Annotated in this window: 14 protein-coding genes; 6 read left to right on the top strand and 8 right to left on the bottom strand. The window is 70.9% G+C overall.

What is annotated here, in order from left to right; genetic code table 11:
- Nucleotides 1-92: 92 nt before the first annotated feature.
- A complete protein-coding gene (locus AB0300_RS06705) occupies nt 93-1,025 on the top strand; it encodes an endo-beta-N-acetylglucosaminidase H (protein ID WP_025102639.1) in 933 nt (310 codons plus the stop codon).
- Between the two features lies 1 nt (nt 1,026).
- On the opposite strand, the gene AB0300_RS06700 is transcribed toward AB0300_RS06705, so the two are convergent.
- From AB0300_RS06700 to AB0300_RS06685, 4 genes are read right to left on the bottom strand one after another with little or no spacing between them, the layout of a single operon-like run.
- Nucleotides 1,027-4,230 carry a glycoside hydrolase domain-containing protein gene (locus AB0300_RS06700; RefSeq protein ID WP_366215709.1) on the bottom strand — a complete coding sequence of 1,068 codons (3,204 nt, stop codon included), beginning with the start codon at nt 4,228-4,230 and terminating at the stop codon, nt 1,027-1,029.
- Nucleotides 4,227-5,159 (bottom strand): carbohydrate ABC transporter permease, encoded by a 933-nt coding sequence (locus tag AB0300_RS06695; RefSeq protein ID WP_085605062.1) that lies wholly within the window; start codon nt 5,157-5,159, stop codon nt 4,227-4,229. Before AB0300_RS06695 ends, AB0300_RS06700 begins: the two co-directional genes overlap by 4 nt.
- Nucleotides 5,156-6,043, bottom strand: coding sequence for a sugar ABC transporter permease (locus AB0300_RS06690; RefSeq protein WP_366215708.1), 888 nt, complete (start codon nt 6,041-6,043; stop codon nt 5,156-5,158). The genes AB0300_RS06695 and AB0300_RS06690 overlap by 4 nt, the downstream gene beginning before the upstream one ends.
- A gap of 41 nt (nt 6,044-6,084) precedes the next feature.
- Nucleotides 6,085-7,386, bottom strand: a complete 1,302-nt coding sequence (locus AB0300_RS06685) for an extracellular solute-binding protein (protein WP_102209476.1) — start codon at nt 7,384-7,386, stop codon at nt 6,085-6,087.
- Nucleotides 7,387-7,563: 177 nt separating this feature from the next.
- Here AB0300_RS06685 and AB0300_RS06680 point away from each other — a divergent pair, with 177 nt between their 5' ends.
- Nucleotides 7,564-8,868, top strand: a complete 1,305-nt coding sequence (locus tag AB0300_RS06680) for a glycosyl hydrolase (RefSeq protein WP_366215707.1) — start codon at nt 7,564-7,566, stop codon at nt 8,866-8,868.
- A gap of 94 nt (nt 8,869-8,962) precedes the next feature.
- Here the strand turns inward: AB0300_RS06680 and AB0300_RS06675 are convergent, their stop codons facing one another.
- Complete coding sequence (locus AB0300_RS06675; protein WP_025102633.1) at nt 8,963-9,988, bottom strand: LacI family DNA-binding transcriptional regulator; 1,026 nt, start codon at nt 9,986-9,988, stop codon at nt 8,963-8,965.
- Nucleotides 9,989-10,122: 134 nt separating this feature from the next.
- On the opposite strand from AB0300_RS06675, the gene AB0300_RS06670 reads away from it, so the two are divergent.
- Nucleotides 10,123-13,137, top strand: coding sequence for a glycoside hydrolase family 38 C-terminal domain-containing protein (locus AB0300_RS06670; protein WP_366215706.1), 3,015 nt, complete (start codon nt 10,123-10,125; stop codon nt 13,135-13,137).
- Nucleotides 13,138-13,237: 100 nt separating this feature from the next.
- Here the strand turns inward: AB0300_RS06670 and AB0300_RS06665 are convergent, their stop codons facing one another.
- Nucleotides 13,238-13,825: a hypothetical protein gene (locus tag AB0300_RS06665; protein ID WP_366215705.1), complete on the bottom strand. Its 588-nt coding sequence runs from the start codon at nt 13,823-13,825 to the stop codon at nt 13,238-13,240.
- Nucleotides 13,826-13,946: 121 nt separating this feature from the next.
- On the opposite strand from AB0300_RS06665, the gene AB0300_RS06660 reads away from it, so the two are divergent.
- Both AB0300_RS06660 and AB0300_RS06655 read left to right on the top strand, forming a co-directional pair.
- Nucleotides 13,947-15,176 (top strand): glycosyltransferase, encoded by a 1,230-nt coding sequence (locus AB0300_RS06660; protein WP_303709357.1) that lies wholly within the window; start codon nt 13,947-13,949, stop codon nt 15,174-15,176.
- 5 nt (nt 15,177-15,181) lie between these two features.
- The gene (locus AB0300_RS06655; protein WP_366215859.1) at nt 15,182-16,408 is read left to right on the top strand and encodes a glycosyltransferase; all 1,227 of its coding nucleotides are present in this window, start codon (nt 15,182-15,184) and stop codon (nt 16,406-16,408) included.
- A 4-nt stretch (nt 16,409-16,412) separates the two neighbouring features.
- On the opposite strand, the gene AB0300_RS06650 is transcribed toward AB0300_RS06655, so the two are convergent.
- Nucleotides 16,413-17,000, bottom strand: coding sequence for a hypothetical protein (locus tag AB0300_RS06650; RefSeq protein ID WP_366215704.1), 588 nt, complete (start codon nt 16,998-17,000; stop codon nt 16,413-16,415).
- 38 nt (nt 17,001-17,038) lie between these two features.
- Nucleotides 17,039-17,200, bottom strand: a complete 162-nt coding sequence (locus AB0300_RS06645; protein WP_164498183.1) for a hypothetical protein — start codon at nt 17,198-17,200, stop codon at nt 17,039-17,041.
- 86 nt (nt 17,201-17,286) lie between these two features.
- On the opposite strand from AB0300_RS06645, the gene AB0300_RS06640 reads away from it, so the two are divergent.
- On the top strand, nt 17,287-18,255 hold the full coding sequence (locus AB0300_RS06640) for a helix-turn-helix domain-containing protein (RefSeq protein WP_060923594.1): 969 nt from the start codon (nt 17,287-17,289) through the stop codon (nt 18,253-18,255).
- The last annotated feature ends 424 nt before the right edge of the window (nt 18,256-18,679 follow it).

The raw sequence follows: 18,679 nt of genomic DNA, 5'->3' as shown, positions 1-18,679 counted from the left end.
TCCGACACCTGTGCTTAAGCGATATAGTCAGGCCGCGAGTCGCGACGTCGCGACCCGATCTCGACAACGACGCCGAAGGAGAAGATCCCGTCATGAGTTCCTCACCCGCACGATCGTCCCGCCTGAGAAGAGGTATCGCGGCAGCAGCGGCGTTCGCCGCCGCCGGAGCCGCCGCCCTCGCCGCCTCGACCGCGGCGGTCGCCGATGCCGCCGCTGCCGACCCGAAGCTCGCCGTCTACGTCGAGGTGAACTCGAACGATTTAGCGAACGTCGCGGACTACACGCTCGCCGAGTCGGGCCGTCCCGCGGTCGATCTGGCCATGATCTTCGCCGCGAACATCAACTACGACGGGGAGCAGGCGGTCCTCCACCTCAACGACCGGGTCACCGAGACGCTGCAGGATGCGCAGAACCAGATCCGTCCGCTGCAGGCCCAGGGCACCAAGGTGCTGCTGTCGGTGCTCGGAAACCACCAGGGGGCCGGCTTCGCGAACTTCACGTCGTACGCGGATGCCGACGCCTTCGCCGCGCAGCTCGCCGACACCGTGACCGCCTACGGCCTCGACGGCATCGACTTCGACGACGAGTGGAGCAACTACGGGGCGAACGGCACCCCGCAGCCGAACCCGCAGTCCTTCGGCTGGCTGGCCTCTGCGTTGCGCGACCGGCTCGGGCCGGACAAGCTCATCACGCTGTATGCAATCGGCCCGTCCTACACGACCACGGACTTCGGTCTCTTCGACGCCGGCAGCGTGCTCGATCACGCCTGGAACCCGTACTACCCGACCTACGACGCTCCCACCGTGCCGGGCCTGGACGACCGTGGTCGGCTCGGGGCCGCGGCCATCGACCTCGCGAACACGAGTGCCACGACGGCCGCCGACTTCGCTCAGCGCACGGTGGCCGACGGGTACGGCGTCTATGTCGCATACAACCTCACCGCGACGAACCAGTCGGCCTACCTCTCCGGCATCACCGAGGCGCTGAAGGGCGAGGCGACCGTCTACCGCGCAGCGGCGCAGTGAGTCAGTCCAGATCGAAGAGCTCGATCTGACGGAGCGTGACCTCGGCCTCCGCGCGCATGCGGACGGCCGAGGTCACGACCCGCGTCTCCAGAGCGAACGGCGTCGTGCGATCGGGCGCCAGGTCTTCGAGGTGCGTCGTGGTGAGCGGGCGCCAGCGACCGTCGGCCCCCTCCACCTCCCCGCGCAGCACACCGGCCGCGACGGGCTCGCGGCTCGTGAGGGTGATGTCGGTGAGGCCGCGGGGCGAGGGGAATCGCCAGCCCACCCACGAGCCTTCCGACAGCCGGACGCCCTCGTCACCCCGCGGGTCGCCATCGTCGAACAGGTGCCGCGCCTCGCGGACATCCGCGGAGGCGACGGCCTCTCCCTCTCCGCCCGTGAGGTCGCGGTGCCACGGCTCCGCGTCGAGCGCGTCCTCCCCGCTCTCCAGCGCGCGCGCCGGGTCCGTGCCGAACACGAGCTCAAGCACCGCATCTCCCTGGAGCGCGTCTATTGGCAGGTCGGCGGTGGGCAGAGGGCGTCCGTCCAGCCGGGCGTCCTCCAGCACGTGGGCTTCGGGGGAGCTCCGTCGCGAGCGGATGCGCAGCGACGAGCCGTCTCCGCGCGCGACCCGGATGTCTTCCGAGAGGGGCGATCCGATGCGCAGAGACCCCGCCGCGAGCTCCAGGGGATACAGGCCGAGCGCGGCCCAGAGCCACCAGGCGCTCATCTCTCCGTTGTCCTCGTCACCGGGGAATCCCTGGCCGATGTGCGCACCGGCGAAGAGACGGCGCGCGAGGCCGTGCACGAGGCGCGCGCTGTGCCACGGCCGGTCGCTGAAGGCATACATGAAGGGGATGTGGTGGGCCGGTTGATTCGACAGGGCGCACATGCCCGACCGCTGGGCGCGGGCTTCGCGCTGCTCGTGGATGACCGTGCCGTACGCACCGCCGAAGCGCTCGTCGGCGGTCTCCGGCTCCGCGAAGAGGGCGTCGAGGTGCCGGCCGAGTCCGGTCCGCCCGCCGTGCAGCGCCGCGAGTCCCGGCCCGTCGTGCACCGTGCCGACCGACATGCCCCAGGCGTTCGTCTCGACGTTGTCGCCACCCCAGACCCGAGGATCGAAATCCGGCGCGAACGAGCCGTCCGCCGCGCGACCGCGGAAGAATCCGGACGCCGGGTCGAAGAGCACGCGCGCCGCGCGGGAGCGATTCGCGAAGTACCGCGCGAAGGCCCGATAGCGCGCGGCCTGGTCCGTCGCTGATGCCGCGAGCCGGGCGGCGAACCGCCCGAGGGCGGCGTCGCTCACGGCGTTCTCGATGCTCCAGCTCATCCCCTCCGGCACGTCGGACGGGATGAAGCCGAGGAAGCGCCCGCGGCCGATGCCCTTGCGACCCCGTCGCGGATCGGGTCCCGGCTCGCACGCGTGGCGCCACCCGCTCTCGAACGCCGTCTCCCGGTCGAAGGGAACGTCCCACCGCGCGGCGTCGGCGTAGATCTGGTCGCTGGAGGTGCCGACCATGCTGTCGACGTACCCGGGGGCGCTCCAGCGGGCCATCCAGCCGCCGCGGCGATACTGGGTGAGCTGCCCGTCCAGCAGGCGTCCGGCCAGCGCGGGGTCGAGGAGCGCGAGCGCGGGCCACTCGGTGCGGTACGTGTCCCAGTAGCCGTTGTTGACGACGAGCTCGCCCTCCGCGACCGGCGCCCCGGTGGTGGTCTCTCCGAAGGTGGTCCGGGGCGCGAACACGTCGGCGAACAGCCATTCCGGCGCGTCTGCGGTGCCCGCGTTCTCCGCCGCCGTGTTCGGATACAGGTGCATCCGGTGGAGTGCGGCGGCGATCCGGGCGCGCTGCTCCTCGTCGGCCAGGCCGCGGAACGGACGCTCTGCCTCGGGGAGCGGGGGGATCGTCACGCGACCGAGCACGCGGTTCCACGCGGCGGCCGCGCGGGCGCGGAGCTCGTCGAAGGGGACGGCGGGAGGGGCCTCGAGGGCGAGGCTGTGCCGAGCCTGCGCGACGGAGAGGAACGAGACCCCGACCCGCACCTCGACAGCACCCCCGGCGCGGACGAAGCCCGCGACCCGGGCGCGTCCGTCGTCGTCCAGGGCGCCGCAAGCGACGTCCGAGGCGCTGGGCACGGTGCCGGCGAAGTAGCAGCGCGGCGCGTTCCCCCAGTCCTCGGGCCCCTCGGGGATCCAGCCCTCGAAGCCGGCGTCGGTGAAGGTGAGTCGGCCGTCGTCCGTGAGCTGGTCGATCACGAACCCCACGGCGGCGTGCGGGTCGTCGCACCGCACGCGGAACGCGGCGGCATGCGAGGTCGCGGTCATCTCGACCTGCAGCCCGTCGCCGAGGTCCGCGGTGTACTCGTGCGGGCGGGCCCGCTCGCTCTCGGGGACGATCCAGCGACGCCGGGCCGCCCTGTCCGACGTCGGCGTCCCCCGGAACGGCATGAGGTGGAGCACCGAGCGGTCGCCGATCCACGGGCTGGGCTGGTGCGAGAACTGCAGGGCTTCGAGACGCCGCCCCGGGGGATCGTCATGCACGAACGGGCGATAGGGCCAGCGCGGATCCGCCGCGTCGGTCGCGGGCGTGACGAAGGTGAATCCGTGCGGCACGGCGACCGCCGGGATCGTGTTCCCGCGGGAGAAGCGGGGGCCGGAGTGGGAGCCGCGCCGGGTGTCGACCCGCTCGACGGGCGGGAGATCGCCGGGGCCAGGGCGCTCCTCGACGCGGACCTGGACGAAGCCGCTGACCTCGGCGGGCACATCCGGCGCGGTCGCGAGATCGGCGGTACCGAAGACGAGCTCGACCGTGCCCGTGCCCCTCCCGACGGCGAGGGGCGCGAGGGCGACGCTGTCGGCGTTCCACTGCTCGGGCATGCTCCACCGGGCGGCGAACTGCCCCTCGGCCGTGAGCGGGAAGTCGTAGCGGTCGCGGACGGCGGCGATGTCGCTCAGCCGGCTGCCGTCGGCGCTCCGCACGTCGACGGCGACCGCGAGCGCGGCCCAGGGGGCGAGGGTCGCGGCGGGGCCGTCGGCGTAGAACGCCCAGTGCAGCACGGTGTCCGGGGTGAGGGCGATGCCGTCGAGGCCGGGGACATCGATCCGCTGCGCCCCGCGGGAGGGGTCGAACCTGTACGCGAAGACCGGGCCGGGGAGCACTCCGGCGTTCGCGCGCGACGACGGAGGATCCGCGGGACCGGAGGCCGGGCGGAGCAGCGGCGCGTTCACCCCTTCAGTGCACCCTCCTGCACGCCCTTGAAGAAGAAGCGCTGCGTGAACGAGAACATGATGACGATGGGCACGAGCGCGATCATGGTGCCGGCGGCGATGAGTCGCGGATCGACCGAGAAGCTGCTGTTGAGGTAGGCCATGCCGACGGTCAGGGTGTACTTCGCCGGGTCGGAGAGCACGATGAGCGGCCAGAGGTAGTCGTCCCACGCGCCGATGAAGGCGAAGATCGCCACGACCGAGACCATGCCGCGGATGTTCGGCCACACGATGTGCCGGATGCGCTGCCACGTGGTCGCACCGTCGACGGTGGCCGCGTCCAGCACGTCCTTCGGGATCATGCGGCACGCGGTGGCGACGAGCAGCACGTTCATGGCGCTGATCGCTCCGGGGAGGAACACGCCCCACAGGGTGTCGGCGAGCCCGAGCGCGCGGATGGTGAGGAAGTTGCTGGTGACCGTGACCTCGCCGGGGAACAGCAGCGTGGACAGCAGGATGCCCATGACGATCCACTTCCCGCGGAAGCGCATGCAGCCCAGGGCGTAGCCGGCGAACGTGGCCAGGATCACGTTGCTGAGCACGGTGCCGAGCGAGACGAGCAGCGAGTGCCAGGCGTAGAGGTAGACGGGGACGATGTCGGCGACCCTCGTGTAGTTCTGCAGCGTCGGATCGCGGGGGATGAGCTCGGGCGGGAAGGAGTAGATGTTCTCCTGCGGTCCCTTGAACGAGGTGGAGAGCTGCCAGACGAAGGGGCCGATGACGAGGAACAGGACGAACAGCAGCAGCGCGTACCGGCCGATGAGTCCGCCGAGCGTGGGCTTGCTGAAGTCGCCGGAACCGCGGCGGCGGAAGATGCGTTCGCGGCCGGGCCGCGGTGCCTCCTCCGCGGGCGGAGTGCTCTCCACCGGGGGCGTCGTCAGAGTCGTCATGCGGAGACCTTCGCCTTCTTCTCGCGGTTCATGAACGCGATCGCCGCGAGCGGCACGAGCGTGAGGAGGAACAGCGCCACGCTGATCGCGGACGCGTAGCCGATGTTGCCGTTCAGGCCCGAGCCCACCTGCCGGATGAGCATCACGAGCGACATGTCGTAGCCGCCCGGGCCGCCCGTGCTCTTGGAGAGCACGTCGAGCTCGGCGAACACGCGCATGGCGGACACCGCGATGAGGACGGCGATGAGGAGCATCGCCCCGCGCACCGACGGGATCGTGACGGAGAGGAAGCGGCGGAAGGAGCTCGCCCCGTCGAGCATCGCGGCCTCGTGCAGCTCCTTGCCCACGTTCCCCAGGGCGGCGAGGTACACCACCATGTAGTACCCGAGTCCCTTCCACACCGTCAGCAGGATCGCGCAGCCGAGCAGCAGCCAGCGGTCGACGAGGAAGGCCATCGGCTGGTCGATGACGCCGAGGAACTCCAGGGTCTGGTTGATGATGCCGCGGCTGTCGAACAGCCAGGTCCAGATGAGGGCGACCACGACGACCGAGGCGATGACAGGGAAGTAGAACGTGGTGCGGAAGAACGAGATGCCGGGGAGCTTCTTCTGCACGAGGAGGGCGAGGAGCAGCGGGAGGATCGTGAGCAGCGGCACGCACACGACCACGTAGATGAGGCAGGTGGTCAGCGCGTTCCAGAACATCTCGTCGCCGAACATGCGCTCGTAGTTCGCGCCGCCGACGAACTCCGGGGTCCGCAGGGGGCGGGCGTCCGTGAAGCTGAGCACGACGGTGTTCAGGAACGGCCAGAGCGCGAACACCAGCACCCAGATCACGGCGGGGGCGAGGAGCAGCCACGGGGTGAACCACTTGTGGGATCTCATCGTCGACCTCCGCTGCCGGGTGCCGGTGTCCGCGCGCATGCTCACTGGTCCACGCGGTTCGCGTTGGCGTACTCGACGATCTTGTCGAGCTGCGTCTTGGCGTCGGCCTCGCCGTTCACGGCCAGGGCGATCTGCTGGGTCATGTAGGTGGCCATGTCCGAGGTCCACTGGAACGGCAGCGCCTTGGCGTCCTTCATCGCGCCGAACACGGTGTCGATCGCGGCGAGCTGCTTCTCGTCCGTGACGGAGGAGGCGATGTTCTCGACCACCTGGTCGCCGCCGTCGGCCGTGCCGGGGGCGGTGCCGACCGCGAGGGAGGAGAACGCGACCTGGTTCTCCTCGTTCGTCGCGAACTCGGCGAACGCGAGTGCGGCTTCCTTGTTGTCGGAGTCGGCGGAGACGTTGAGGCCCTGCACGTAGAGCGGGGCGACACCGAGGCGCGGGGTGGCGACGGTGTTCTCCAGCAGTGCCGGGGCGTCCTTCTGCAGATCGGTCGTGAAGCCGGTGCCGCCGGTCGTGAAGGCGACCTTCTCCTGGATGTACGCCTCCGCGTTCCCGCCGTAGTCGCCGGTCAGTGCCTCGGCGGGCATCGCGCCCGCCGCGTAGGCGTCGGCGTACTGCTCGATGATCGCGGCGGCCTCATCGGTGTTGAAGTCGAACTCGCCCTCGTCGTTGATGACCTCCATGCCGGCGGCGGTGAAGGTGTCGAGCGCCGGGATCGAGGAGAGGAGCTGGACCTTGCCGCCGGACTCCGTGGCGACGTCCTTCGCGAGCGTGAGCAGCTCGTCGACCGTCGTCGGGAGGTTCTCCTCGGTGACGCCGTACGGGGCGAGCTGGGCGAGGTTCCACCAGGACGCGTCGCTGGAGAGGTACCAGGGCAGGCCGTAGGTGCCCTCGACGCCGGGGTACTGGCTGTACGCGTCCCAGGCGCCGGCGTTGTACGCCGCCTTCAGGTCCGGATCCGCGGTGTCGAGGTCGACGAGCTTCCCCGCCGCGACGAGGGGGTAGGCGATGTCCGGCGGCAGGTTGAGCACGTCGGGCAGCGTGTCGGCGTTCGCCTGGCTCAGGATCTTCTCCTGGTAGCCGTCGCCGGGCTGGTCGAGCCACTCGACGGTCACGTCCGGGTGCTCCTCCTCGAACGCGGCGATGAGGTCTTCGAAGTACGGGGTGAACTTCTCGTTCTTCAGCGACCAGGTCTGGAACTGGATGGTTCCGCTGAGCTCGCCGGAGGTGTCGATGGGGCCGGCACCGTCCGAGGCGGCGCCGCCTCCGGTGCAGCTCACGAGCGCCAGGGCGCCGATCGTGAAGGTTGCCAGAGCGACAATGCGTGCGGGAACTTTCATCGTGCTTCTTCCTCGAGGCGGGCGAATCGGCGCGGTCCGACGGAGGGACTACAGCGCTTTAGCAGATGAAACCATCGGATCCGGTCGGTGTCAAGACATCCCTATCGAGGCTGATGCTCAAGCGTTATAGTGGTGCGACATGTCCTCGCGGGAGGGCACGGTCCGAAAGGTGCACACATGACGCAGCGCGGCGCTCTCGACGCCCCACTCCGCTTCGGGGCGAACTACACGCCGTCGACGGACTGGATGCACTCCTGGCTCGACTTCACCCCGGACGACGTGCGCCGCGACTTCGCGGCCCTCGCCGCGCTCGGCCTCGACCACGTGCGCGTATTCCCGCTCTGGACCATCCTGCAGCCGAACCGCACCCTGATCCGGACGAAGGCGATCGATGACGTGCGCGCCATGGTCGACATCGCCGCCGAGTTCGGGCTGGACGCGAGCGTCGATGTCATCCAGGGGCATCTGTCGAGCTTCGACTTCGTCCCGTCCTGGCTGTACACCTGGCACGACCGGAACATGTTCACCGATCCGAGCGCCCTGGACGGCCAGGCGCAGCTCGTGGAGCGGCTGGCCGGCGCGCTGCGGGACGCCCCGAACTTCCTCGGGCTCACGCTCGGCAACGAGACGAACCAGTTCTCCGCGCACACCCACCCCTCGCCGTGGCCGGTCACGACGGATGAGGCGGGCGCCTGGATCGAGGCGCTGCTCGCTGCAGCGGACCGGGGCGCTCCCGGGCTGCCGCATGTGCACAGCGAGTACGACGCGGTCTGGTACATGGACGATCACGGGTTCACGCCGGCGCATGCCTCCCGCCTCGGCGCGATGACGACCATCCACTCCTGGATCTTCAACGGCACCGCCCAGCGCTACGGCGGGCGCTCCGTCGCGGCGGACCGTCATGCCGAGTACCTCATCGAGCTCTCCCGCGCCTTCGCGACGGATCCCGCCCGGCCCATCTGGCTGCAGGAGGTGGGTGCCCCCTCGAACTGCCTCGACGAGAGCGAGATGCCCGGATTCCTCGAGGCCACCGTGCGCTCGGCTCTCCGCACCGAGAACCTCTGGGGTGTGACCTGGTGGTGCTCGCACGACGTGAGCCGGGAGCTCGCCGACTTCCCGGAGCTGGAGTACTCCCTCGGGCTGATCGACCAGGAGGGGGCGGCGAAGCCCCTCGGCCGCCGGTTCGCGGAGCTCATCCCCGAGCTGCGTACCCGCACCGCGGCTCCGGACCGCCCCACGGCGATCGTCGTGGACGTCGACGAGCAGGAGGTGCCGGTGAGCCGGGCGGCGCTGAGCCCCGGCGGCGCGGTCTTCCAGGCCTGGGTCGACGCGTGCGCCGCCGGCGACGACCCCGCGCTGGTGACCTCCCGCACCGCACAGGACCCCGCGGCGCTGGAGGCACGCGGCATCCGCCGCCTCATCCACCCCGCCCCGTCCGCGTCCGACGTGACGCGCTACGCCTCCGTCAACACCGTCGTCTGAGTTTCTTCCCGTCTGAGGCCGAGACCCCGGGTTGTCGTCGAGACCCCGGGGTGCGTGCGTCGAGAGCCCGGGGTGTCGGCGGGGAGGCGGGGTCTCAGCGGGGCGGAGGTGCCGTGCTCTCGCGAGCGGTGAGCACCGGGGTCGGGCCCTGGACGCTCGGCAGCGTGGTGCCGGCCTCGATCTGCTGCAGCAGGAGCGTGGCCGCCTGCTCGCCGAGCTCGAACGTGTCGCGGGTCATCGCGGTGATCGACGGATTGATGAGTCCTGCGATGACGGAGTCGTCGAACGACGCGAGGGAGACGTCGCGGGGAACCGCCCGGCCCATCTCCTGCGCCACGCGGAGGCCGGCGACGGCCATCACGTCGTTGTCGTAGACGATCGCGGTCGGGCGCTGCCGGCCGGAGAGCAGCGCGCGCGTCACGGCGGAGGCGCGGGCGGGGGAGAAGTCCGTCGTGATGACCTCGCCGGCGATGCCGTCCGCCGCCATCCGCTCCAGCACCTCGGCGCGCAGGCGGGTGTGCTCCAGTTCGGCCGGACCGGCGACGTAGGCGATGCGCGTGTGACCGAGGGCGGCGAGGTAGGAGAACAGGGTCTCCGCGACGGTGTCGTCGCCGATCCACACGCTGGGCACCGCGCCGTCCGGGGAGGGCTTCGAGCCGATCATGACGGCGCGGGCGTCCAGGGCCGTGATGCGCGCGCCGCGCGGGTCGTCGTCGCGCGGGTCGATGAGGATGATGCCGTCGACCTGATTCGACGAGCGCCACTGCCGATGCACCTCCATCTCCTCGTCGATGTCGGCGACGAGGCGGAGCTGCAGACCGACCTTGCTCTCGGAGAGGCGGGACTCGATGCCGGCGATGAGGTCGGTGAAGAAGGCCTCGGAGCCGAGGGAGCGCGCCGGGCGGGCGAGGGCGAATCCGACCGCGTTGGCACGGGCGCCGACGAGGGCACGCGCGGCGGAGCTCGGCTGCCAGTGATGCTCCTCGATGATCGAGAGGATGCGCTGCCGCGTCTCCTCGCTCACGCCGGGGCGACCGTTGAGGGCGAACGAGACGGCGCCGGGGGAGACGCCGGCCATGCGCGCGATATCCGCGATGGTCACGCGTTTCCCCGGGGTCATAGGCATCACCCTACTTGATCGGTTTAGCCTCTCGAAAGCAGCGGAGAACGTGCCGTAGACTCCCGTGCTAGATCGTTTTAGTAGCGACGCGCATCGAACCCCATCCCTCACCGTCGAGCCCGGAGAACCCCATCATGCATGACGACACCTCGCTCACCGTCGGCCGCGTCAAGCGGGTCCTCGACGAGCGCATCCGCCCCGCAATCCACTCGGCCGCGGTTCCCCTCACGGTCGAGGCGCATCAGCTCCCCGGAGAGCCCATCGCCCCGGCGGACGGCCTGGCGCTCTCCTTCGCCCCGGCCGCGGTCGGCGAGCTGTGGGGCCCGGCCTGGGGGACCACGTGGTTCAAGCTCACCGGTCGGGTGCCCGCGGAGTGGGCCGGGCGCCGGGTCGAGGCGCTGATCGACCTGGGCTTCGACGTGAACATGACGGGGTTCCAGTGCGAGGCCCTCGCCTACCGGCCGGACGGCACGCCGATCAAGAGCATCAACCCGCGGAACCAGTGGGTGCCGATCGTGGAGACGGCGGCGGGCGATGAGCCCGTCGAGCTCTACCTGGAGGGCGCGTCCAACCCTGTGCTCCTCGACTACCACCCCTTCCTGCCGACCCAGGAGGGCGACGTCCTCACCTCCTCGAAGGAGCCGCTGTACCGGCTGCGGCGCCTCGACCTCGCGGTGTTCGAGCCCGAGGTGTTCGACCTGTCGCTCGACCTCGAGGTGCTGTTCGAGCTGCAGGCGGAGCTCCCTGCCACGTCGCCGCGCCGCATGCGCATCCTGCAGGCCCTGGACGACGCGCTCGACGTGCTCGACCTGCAGCACATCGTGGAGACCGCCGGCGACGCGCGGGCACGGCTCGCGGACGTGCTCGCCGCTCCGGCCGAGGCGAGTGCGCACCGGATCTCGGCCGTCGGCCACGCGCACATCGACTCCGCCTGGCTGTGGCCGGTGCGCGAGACGATCCGCAAGGTCGCGCGCACCACCTCGTCCATGACCACGCTCATCGAGGAGCAGCCCGACTTCCAGTACGGCATGTCGAGCGCGCAGCAGTACGCCTGGATCAAGGAGCACCGTCCCGAGGTGTGGGAGCGGGTCAAGGCCGCCGTCGCCGCCGGACGCTTCCTGCCCCTCGGCGGCATGTGGGTGGAGTCCGACACCGTGATGCCGACGGGGGAGTCGCTCGTGCGGCAGTTCTCGCAGGGGCAGCGGTTCTTCGAGCGGGAGTTCGGCCTCCGGTCGAAGGGCGTGTGGCTGCCGGACAGCTTCGGCTACTCGCCGGCCCTGCCGCAGCTCATGCGCCGTGCCGGGTTCGAGTGGTTCTTCACGCAGAAGATCTCCTGGAACCAGCAGAACGTCTTCCCGCACCACTCCTTCCTCTGGGAGGGCATCGACGGCTCGCAGGTATTCACGCACTTCCCGTCGATGGACACCTACAACTCGCAGCTGAGCGGCATGGAGGTCGCGAAGGCCTCGCGGCAGTTCAAGGAGAACCGCCTCAGCTCGCGGTCGATCGCCCCGGTCGGCTGGGGTGACGGCGGCGGCGGCACGACGCGCGAGATGACGGGCAAGGCCGAGCGGCTGCGCGACCTCGAGGGCAGCGCGCAGGTGGTGTGGGAGCACCCGGACGTGTTCTTCGACGCCGCCAAGGCCGAGCTGCCGAACCCCGCCGTGTGGGTCGGCGAGCTCTACCTCGAACTGCACCGCGGCACGCTCACGAGCCAGCACGCCACGAAGGCGCTGCACCGGTGGGCCGAGCACGCGCTGGTGGAGGCCGAGCTGTGGGCGGCGACCGACGCCGTGCGCACCGGCGCCGCGTACCCGCAGGCCGAGCTCGACCGGCTCTGGCAGGCCGTGCTGCTGCACGAGTTCCACGACATCCTGCCCGGCACCTCGATCGCGTGGGTGCACCGGGAGGCCGTCGCCGTGCTGTCCGACGTGCTGTCGGATGCGCGCGACATCGCCGACGCCGCGCGCCGGTCGCTTGCCGGGGAGGGCGACCGCGAGCTGCGGTTCGAGCCGACCTCGGTGGGTCGGGGGCGCGCGCTCGGCGCCTCGTGGGTCCCTGAACCCGTCGAAGGGCCGGTCTCGCTCGTCGAGGACTCTTCGGCAGGCTCAGCGACCCACCCGGGATGGCGCCTGGAGAACGAACTCGTGTCCGTGCTGGTCTCGGCCGAGGGGCTGATCGTCTCGGCCGTCGACAAGGCCACAGGGCGGGAGACGGTCGCGCCCGGCAAGGCTGCGAACCTGTTCCAGGTGCACCAGGACTTCCCGAACATGTGGGACGCGTGGGACATCGACCGCTACTACCGCAACAGCGTCGATGACCTCACCGCGGTCTCGTCCATCGAGGCATCACTCGTGAACGGTGTCGCGCAGATCGTCGTCGTGCGTCCCTTCTCGGAGTCGACGATCACGCAGACCATCCTCCTCGCGCCCGACTCGCGCACGGTGCTGCTGCGCAACGAGGTCGACTGGCACGAGACCGAGAAGCTGCTCAAGCTCGCGTTCCCGCTCGACATCCAGGCGTCGCATACCGAAGCCGAGACGCAGTTCGGCTACCAGGCGCGCGTCACCCACACGAACACGAGCTGGGAGGCGGCGAAGTTCGAGACCTCGATGCACCGCTTCGTGCTGGTGCGCGAGCAGGACTTCGGTGCGGCCCTCGTGAACGACTCGATCTACGGGTACGACACGACGCGCGAGGTCGGCGAGGACGGGGTCACCACCACCGTGCGGCTCTCCCTGCTGCGGGCGCCGCGGTTCCCCGACCCGGATACGGACCACGGGCTCCATGAGATCGAGGTCGGCTTCGTGATCGGTGCCGACGCCGCGATCGCGACCGCCGAGGGTATCCGCCTCAACAGCACACCCACGGTGATCCGCGGGGAGCGCGAGGTCGAGCCGCTGGTGGAGGTGTCGGGCGAGGGGATCGTCGTCTCGGCCGTGAAGCTCGCCGACGACGGCTCCGGCGACGTCATCGTCCGGGTGTACGAGGCGCTCGGGCGTCGGGCGGTCGGCGAGCTCTCCGTCGGCTTCGACCACCGTGAGGTGCGCGAGGTGAGCCTGATCGAGGACGAGATCGAGGCGCCCCGTCTCGGCGGCGGGCTCCACCTCCGCCCCTTCGAGGTCCGCACGCTCCGCATCGCACGCTGAGCCCCCGGCCTCCTCGCGCCGGGTGCGCCGCACCGGATCAGAAACGCGCCTCCCCGCCCTTCGGGAGGCGCGTTTCTCATCCCGCCGGGCGGGATCGCTCTCAGGCGGGCGGGAGGCGGAGGACGTCGGGCGACTCGCCGCCGGTGAGGTCGTCGGCGATACGGAGGCTGCGGGCCAGCTCGTCGAGCGCGCCGATGAGCGTGCCGAAGCGTTCGCGGTCGCTGCAGACGGCCGTCAGGGTCACCAGGTGTGTACCGGTGTCCCACGTGTAGGTCGCGAAAGGTGGCGCCGAAGGGGAAGGCGGAGTCGGGACCACGAGCTTCTCGCCGACGCCGAGCCGGGTCGGGAAAGAGGTCGTGTCGTCGTACTCCATCGGCATCGACGCGCGGGCGATCCGGATGTCGGGGGTCAGCGCCTGCACGCTCGCCATCGCCACGACGAGGTCGGGCTCCGCCTTCCACGTCCACGCGAGGACCCGGCCGTCGGCCTTCTTCATGAGCATCGGCGCGGCCTGGCTCATCGCCCAGGCTCCGAACCGTGAACCGGGGCGCTCCGTCGCGCCGACCGCGGCGTTCACCTGGCCGAGCAGCATCCGGATCGCGGCCTTGCGATGCCGGCGTCCCCTCCACCCGAGCGAGTCCGTCACGGGGATCCACAGCTGGGGGTCGGCGTCGGCGTGCAGTCGCATGGCTTCACGGTATCGGCCGAGGCTGAAGGATGCCGGTATGGCTCGGCGTCGGGGACAGGGCCCTCGGGTAGAGTTGCCACCGCCCGACCAGGGCTTCTCCTTGGCCGCCACCCCGTTAGGCATCTCTGTGACCTCCTCCGACGATCCGATCGATGCGTCGCGCGACGCCACCGCCGTACAGCCCCGTCCGCTGAAGATCCTCCTCGGGTGTGACACGTTCGCCCCCGACATCAACGGCGCCGCCCGGTTCGCCGAGCGTCTCGCCGCCGGACTCGTGCAGCGCGGGCACGAGGTGCACGTCGTCGCCCCCAACCAGGCCTACCGTCGCACCGCGCCTCGCACCGAGGTCATCGAGGGGGAGCCGATGACGCTCCACCGCCTGCCCTCCGTGCGCTGGGCCCCGCACGACTGGCTGCGCTTCGTGTGGCCGTGGCGCTCCAAGCACTACGCCCGGAAGGTGCTCGACGCCGTGCAGCCCGACGTCGTGCACATCCAGTCCCACATCGTGATCGGGCGTGGACTCGCGCGCATCGCGAAGCAGCGCGGCATCCCGGTCATCGCGACGAACCACGTCATGGCCGAGAACATCCTCGACCACACGACCATGCCGAAGTTCGTCGACGACCTGGTGCTCAAGTTCGCCTGGGCCGACGCGAAGCGCACCTTCGACCTGACGCGGGCGATCACCACGCCCACGCGTCGGGCCGCCGACTTCCTGGAGAAGACGGTCGAGGTGCGCGGCGTCATCCCGGTGAGCTGCGGCATCGACCGCTCCCAGTACACCCCGGTCATCGCCCCGCGCGAGAAGAACCGGCTCGTGTTCGTGGGCCGGCTGACGGCGGAGAAGCAGGTCGAGGTCATCCTCAAGGCCATGACGAAGCTCGACCCGGCACTGAACACGACGTTCGACATCGTCGGCGGCGGAGACCAGCGCAAGCAGCTCGAGCACCTGACGGCACAGCTCGGGCTGTCGGACCGGGTCACCTTCCACGGCCGGACCACCGATGAGGAGCTGCGGGCGCTGCTGTCCCGCGCGAGCCTCTTCGTCATCGCGTCGATCGCCGAGCTGCAGTCCATCGCGACGATGGAGGCCATGGCATCGGCGCTGCCGATCGTCGCCGCGGACGCCGTCGCCCTGCCGCACCTCGTGCACGACGGCGAGAACGGGCACCTCTTCACGCCGGGAGACGTCGACGACCTCGCCGCGAAGCTCACCGCCGTGCTGACCGCCTCCCCCGGCGAGTACGAGCGGATGCAGAAGGCGTCCCTCGACGGGGTGGCCATCCACGACATCAACCGCACGCTCGACACCTTCGAGGCGCTGTACCGCGACGAGCCGCTGCCCGAGTGACGCGGATGCACGTCGTCTTCTTCGCCGATCAGCACCTCGACTCCCTCGGCGGGGCGCAGGTGTCGATGCGGCTGCAGCGGACGTTCCTGGAGCGCGCCGGGCACACCGTGACGGTCGTCGCGCCCCGTATGCACGCACGGCGTGATGACGCCGCACCGTCGGAGGGGAACGTCGACCTCCCGGCGCTGCCGATCACCCTCGACCGGGAGTACGCGATGACCTGGCCGGGGCGGGCGACCGACCGGGTCCTCGACCGGGCGATGGCACACCGTCCGCCCGTCGATCTCGTCCACGTGCAGGCTGACTTCTGGGGCGCCTTCATCGGGCACCGCTTCGCCGCCCGCCACGGGATCCCGGTCGTGCACACGATGCACAACCGCGTCGACGTGGGGCTGGCCGCGGTCACCCCGTTGCACCGCCCCGTGCTCGCCGTGCTCAACCTGTGGCGCCGCGCCGCCCTCCGCGGCATCGGTGTGCCGGTCGGTGGCAGCGACGGGTGGTCGTACCTCCGCGGTCTCGCGGCGGGCGCCGCTGCCGTCACGGCCCCGTCCGGGCACTTCGCGCGACGCCTGGAGCAGAACGGCGTCGCCCGCGTCGTCGACGTCGTGTGGAACGGCATCGACGATGACGTCCGTGCGCAGACCCTCGCAGCGGCACCCGCCGAACGGACGCCGGGGCGCCCGCGCTTCGTCTGGCTCGGGCGGATGAGTCCGGAGAAGCGCCTCCTCCCGTTCCTCCAGGCCTGGGTCGACGCAGGCATCGACGCCGAGCTCGAGGTGATCGGCGGCGGCGGACAGCGCGCGGCGGCCGAACGCATCGTCGCGGGGCGTGCGGACGTACGGTTCGCCGGCCGGCTCTCGTATGCGCAGACGCTCGAGCGGATCGCCGCCGCCGATGCGCTCGTGCAGACGTCCATCGGGTTCGAGACCCAGGGCATGACGCCGTTCGAGGCGGCCACCCTCGGCACGCCCTCCGTCGTGTGCGACCCCGACATCGCCGCGGAGCTCCAGGGCGGGCTCTGGGCGGTGCCGACGACGGACCCGGCCGCCCGCGGGCGAACCGTCGAGGCGCAACGGATCGAGGCCCTCTCCGCGACGCTGCGGCAGGCGGCCGCGGACATCGCGGACGGGACCGCACCCCAGCCGGTGCCCGCCGTGGCGGACGCCTTCCGGCAGTCGTCGCGGACGGCCGCCATGATCGAGGTCTACGAGCGGGTGCTCCCGCGATCCTGAGCGGTCAGAGGAACCCGTAGAAGTTCGACGAGAGCCAGCTCAGCACCATCGTCAGCAGGCCGGCGCCGGAGATGCCGACGGCGATCCCGGCGAGCAGCCGCGGCCCCGGTCGGCGTGCCGCGATGAGGCCGAGCACGAGCGCCGCCCCGTAGCCGAGGAAGGTGAGGATGCCCGACGCCCCCTCGATCAGGCCGATCATGCTGTAGGTCCGGTCCGACATGTAGACGAAGGGCCGCGCCAGGATCAGGAACAGATCGATCACCAGGGTCACGAGCGCGACGGTGAACGCGGCGCGGCCGAGGCCGTCGCCGGATGCGCCCGGGGCCGGGGTGCCGTAGGGCGGGATGCCGGCGGATCCGGGGACGAATCCGGGTGCGGTCGGTGACGGCTGCGGGCTCGCCGTGGGGAAGGCCTGCGGGGGCGCGGTCGGGAACACGTGGCCGCCGCCGGGAGCGGGTGCGTACGGTGCCCCCGGGGCGGGGGCCTGGGCGCGGGGGTACTGCGGCTCAGCCGGGAGCGACGGAGGGGGCGGGGCGGCCGGGTCGCCGGCGCCGTCGCGCGAGGGGTGTCCGGGCTGCTGCGGGTCGCTCATGCCCCCGAGCGTAGCCCTCCTCGCGGACGGTCGGGAGGTCAGCGATAGACGTGTCCGGGGTCGGCCTGCGACAGGGCGTCCTGTCCGGCGACGCGGCTCCAGTCGGTGGGGGTGCGACGGTAGCCGTCCCGACGCAGTTCGACGAACGTGGCGACAAGCGCCCAGATGGCGAGGGCGAGGAGGAGGATGAGGAGTAGCATGGCAGAAAAGCTACGCTCAGTGTGATGCTGCCACGAGTGGCGGATCGGGCACTGTGCGTAGGAAAACTGCCATTCCGGGAGATGTGATGAAGACCGTCGCGTGCGTGGTGCAGGACGGCTTCGCGCCGTTCGAGTTCGGGGTCGCCTGCGAGGCGTTCGGCCTCGACCGGTCGGCCGACGGGGTGCCGAACTTCGACTTCCGCATCGTCGCCCCGCGGCCCGGGGTCGTGCGCTCCAAGATCGGCTTCTCCATCAACGTGGAGCACGATCTGTCCTTCGCCGCGGAGGCCGACCTCGTCGTGTTCTGCCCGGTGCCGCGCGAGGTCTGGGGCGACATCGACCCGCTCCTCGTCGACCTGGCCCGCGAGGCCGTGGCGCGCGGAGCGTGGGTCATGAGCGTCTGCAGCGGCTCGTTCATCCTCGCCGCGGCCGGGGTCCTGGACGGACGGCGGGCCACGACGCACTGGATGTACGCCCACACGATGGCCGACATGTACCCCGCCGTCGACATCGATCCGGACGTGCTCTTCGTCCAGGACGGCCGCATCATCACGAGTGCGGGCACCGCTGCCGGCATCGACGCCTGCCTGCACCTGCTGCGACAGGAACTCGGGGCGGAGATCACCAATCGGATCGCGCGTCGGATGGTGGTGCCGCCGCAACGGGACGGTGGTCAGGCGCAGTTCATCGATCGCCCCATCCCGGTCGCGCCCACGGATTCGCTCGCCGTGGTGGCCGACTGGGCGGTGGAGAACCTCCGCGAAGACCTGACGGTCGACCAGCTCGCGGCCCGGGCGCTGATGTCGCCGCGGACCTTCGCGCGCCGCTTCAAGGCCGAGTACGGGGCGACCCCTGCCGCGTGGCTCGGCCGGCAGCGGATCATCCAGGCCCAGCGTCTCCTCGAGCGCACCGATCTTCCGCTCGAACACATCGCGACGGACTGCGGCTTCGGTTCCGCGGCCGTCCTCCGGCAGAACTTCGCCCGCGTGCTGGGTGTGACTCCCACCGCCTACCGCGCCCGCTTCTCCTGCGCCGACGCCCTCCCCGCCGCCTGACCCCGCCCTTCCCTCGGCGGTGCGGGATCAGTTTCGTGCCCCGTCTCCACGCATCCGGCCCACTTTCCGTCCCGCCACGGTCCCCCTACCGTCCCCCGCAGTCGTGCGGGATCGAAAACGCGCGTGAATGCCCCGCGTCCGGGGCGTTTTCCGTCCCGCTTCTGCCCGTCGGCCTCGCGACCGTCCCCCGCTGTCGTGCGGGATCAAGAACGCGCGGCACCGTGCCCCACCCGGAGCGTTTACCGTCCCGCATCAGGCCGAGCGGTCTCGCTACAGGCCGCGGCATTCTGGTCCAGCCCCGCCCGGCGGGCATCGCCCCCCAAGCTCCGCAGCGGATCTCGTCCAACCGAGGGCGGGGTCGCCCGCATCGGTGCGGGATCAGAAAGGTCCCGCGGGATGGGCGGTGTGGTGCGTTTTCGATCCT

Origin of the sequence: Microbacterium sp. NPDC078814 (assembly GCF_040702645.1) — a bacterium.
Lineage (GTDB): Bacteria > Actinomycetota > Actinomycetes > Actinomycetales > Microbacteriaceae > Microbacterium.
The sequence above is the reverse complement of the archived record's forward strand: the minus strand, read 5'-3'. Positions and strand labels throughout refer to the sequence as shown.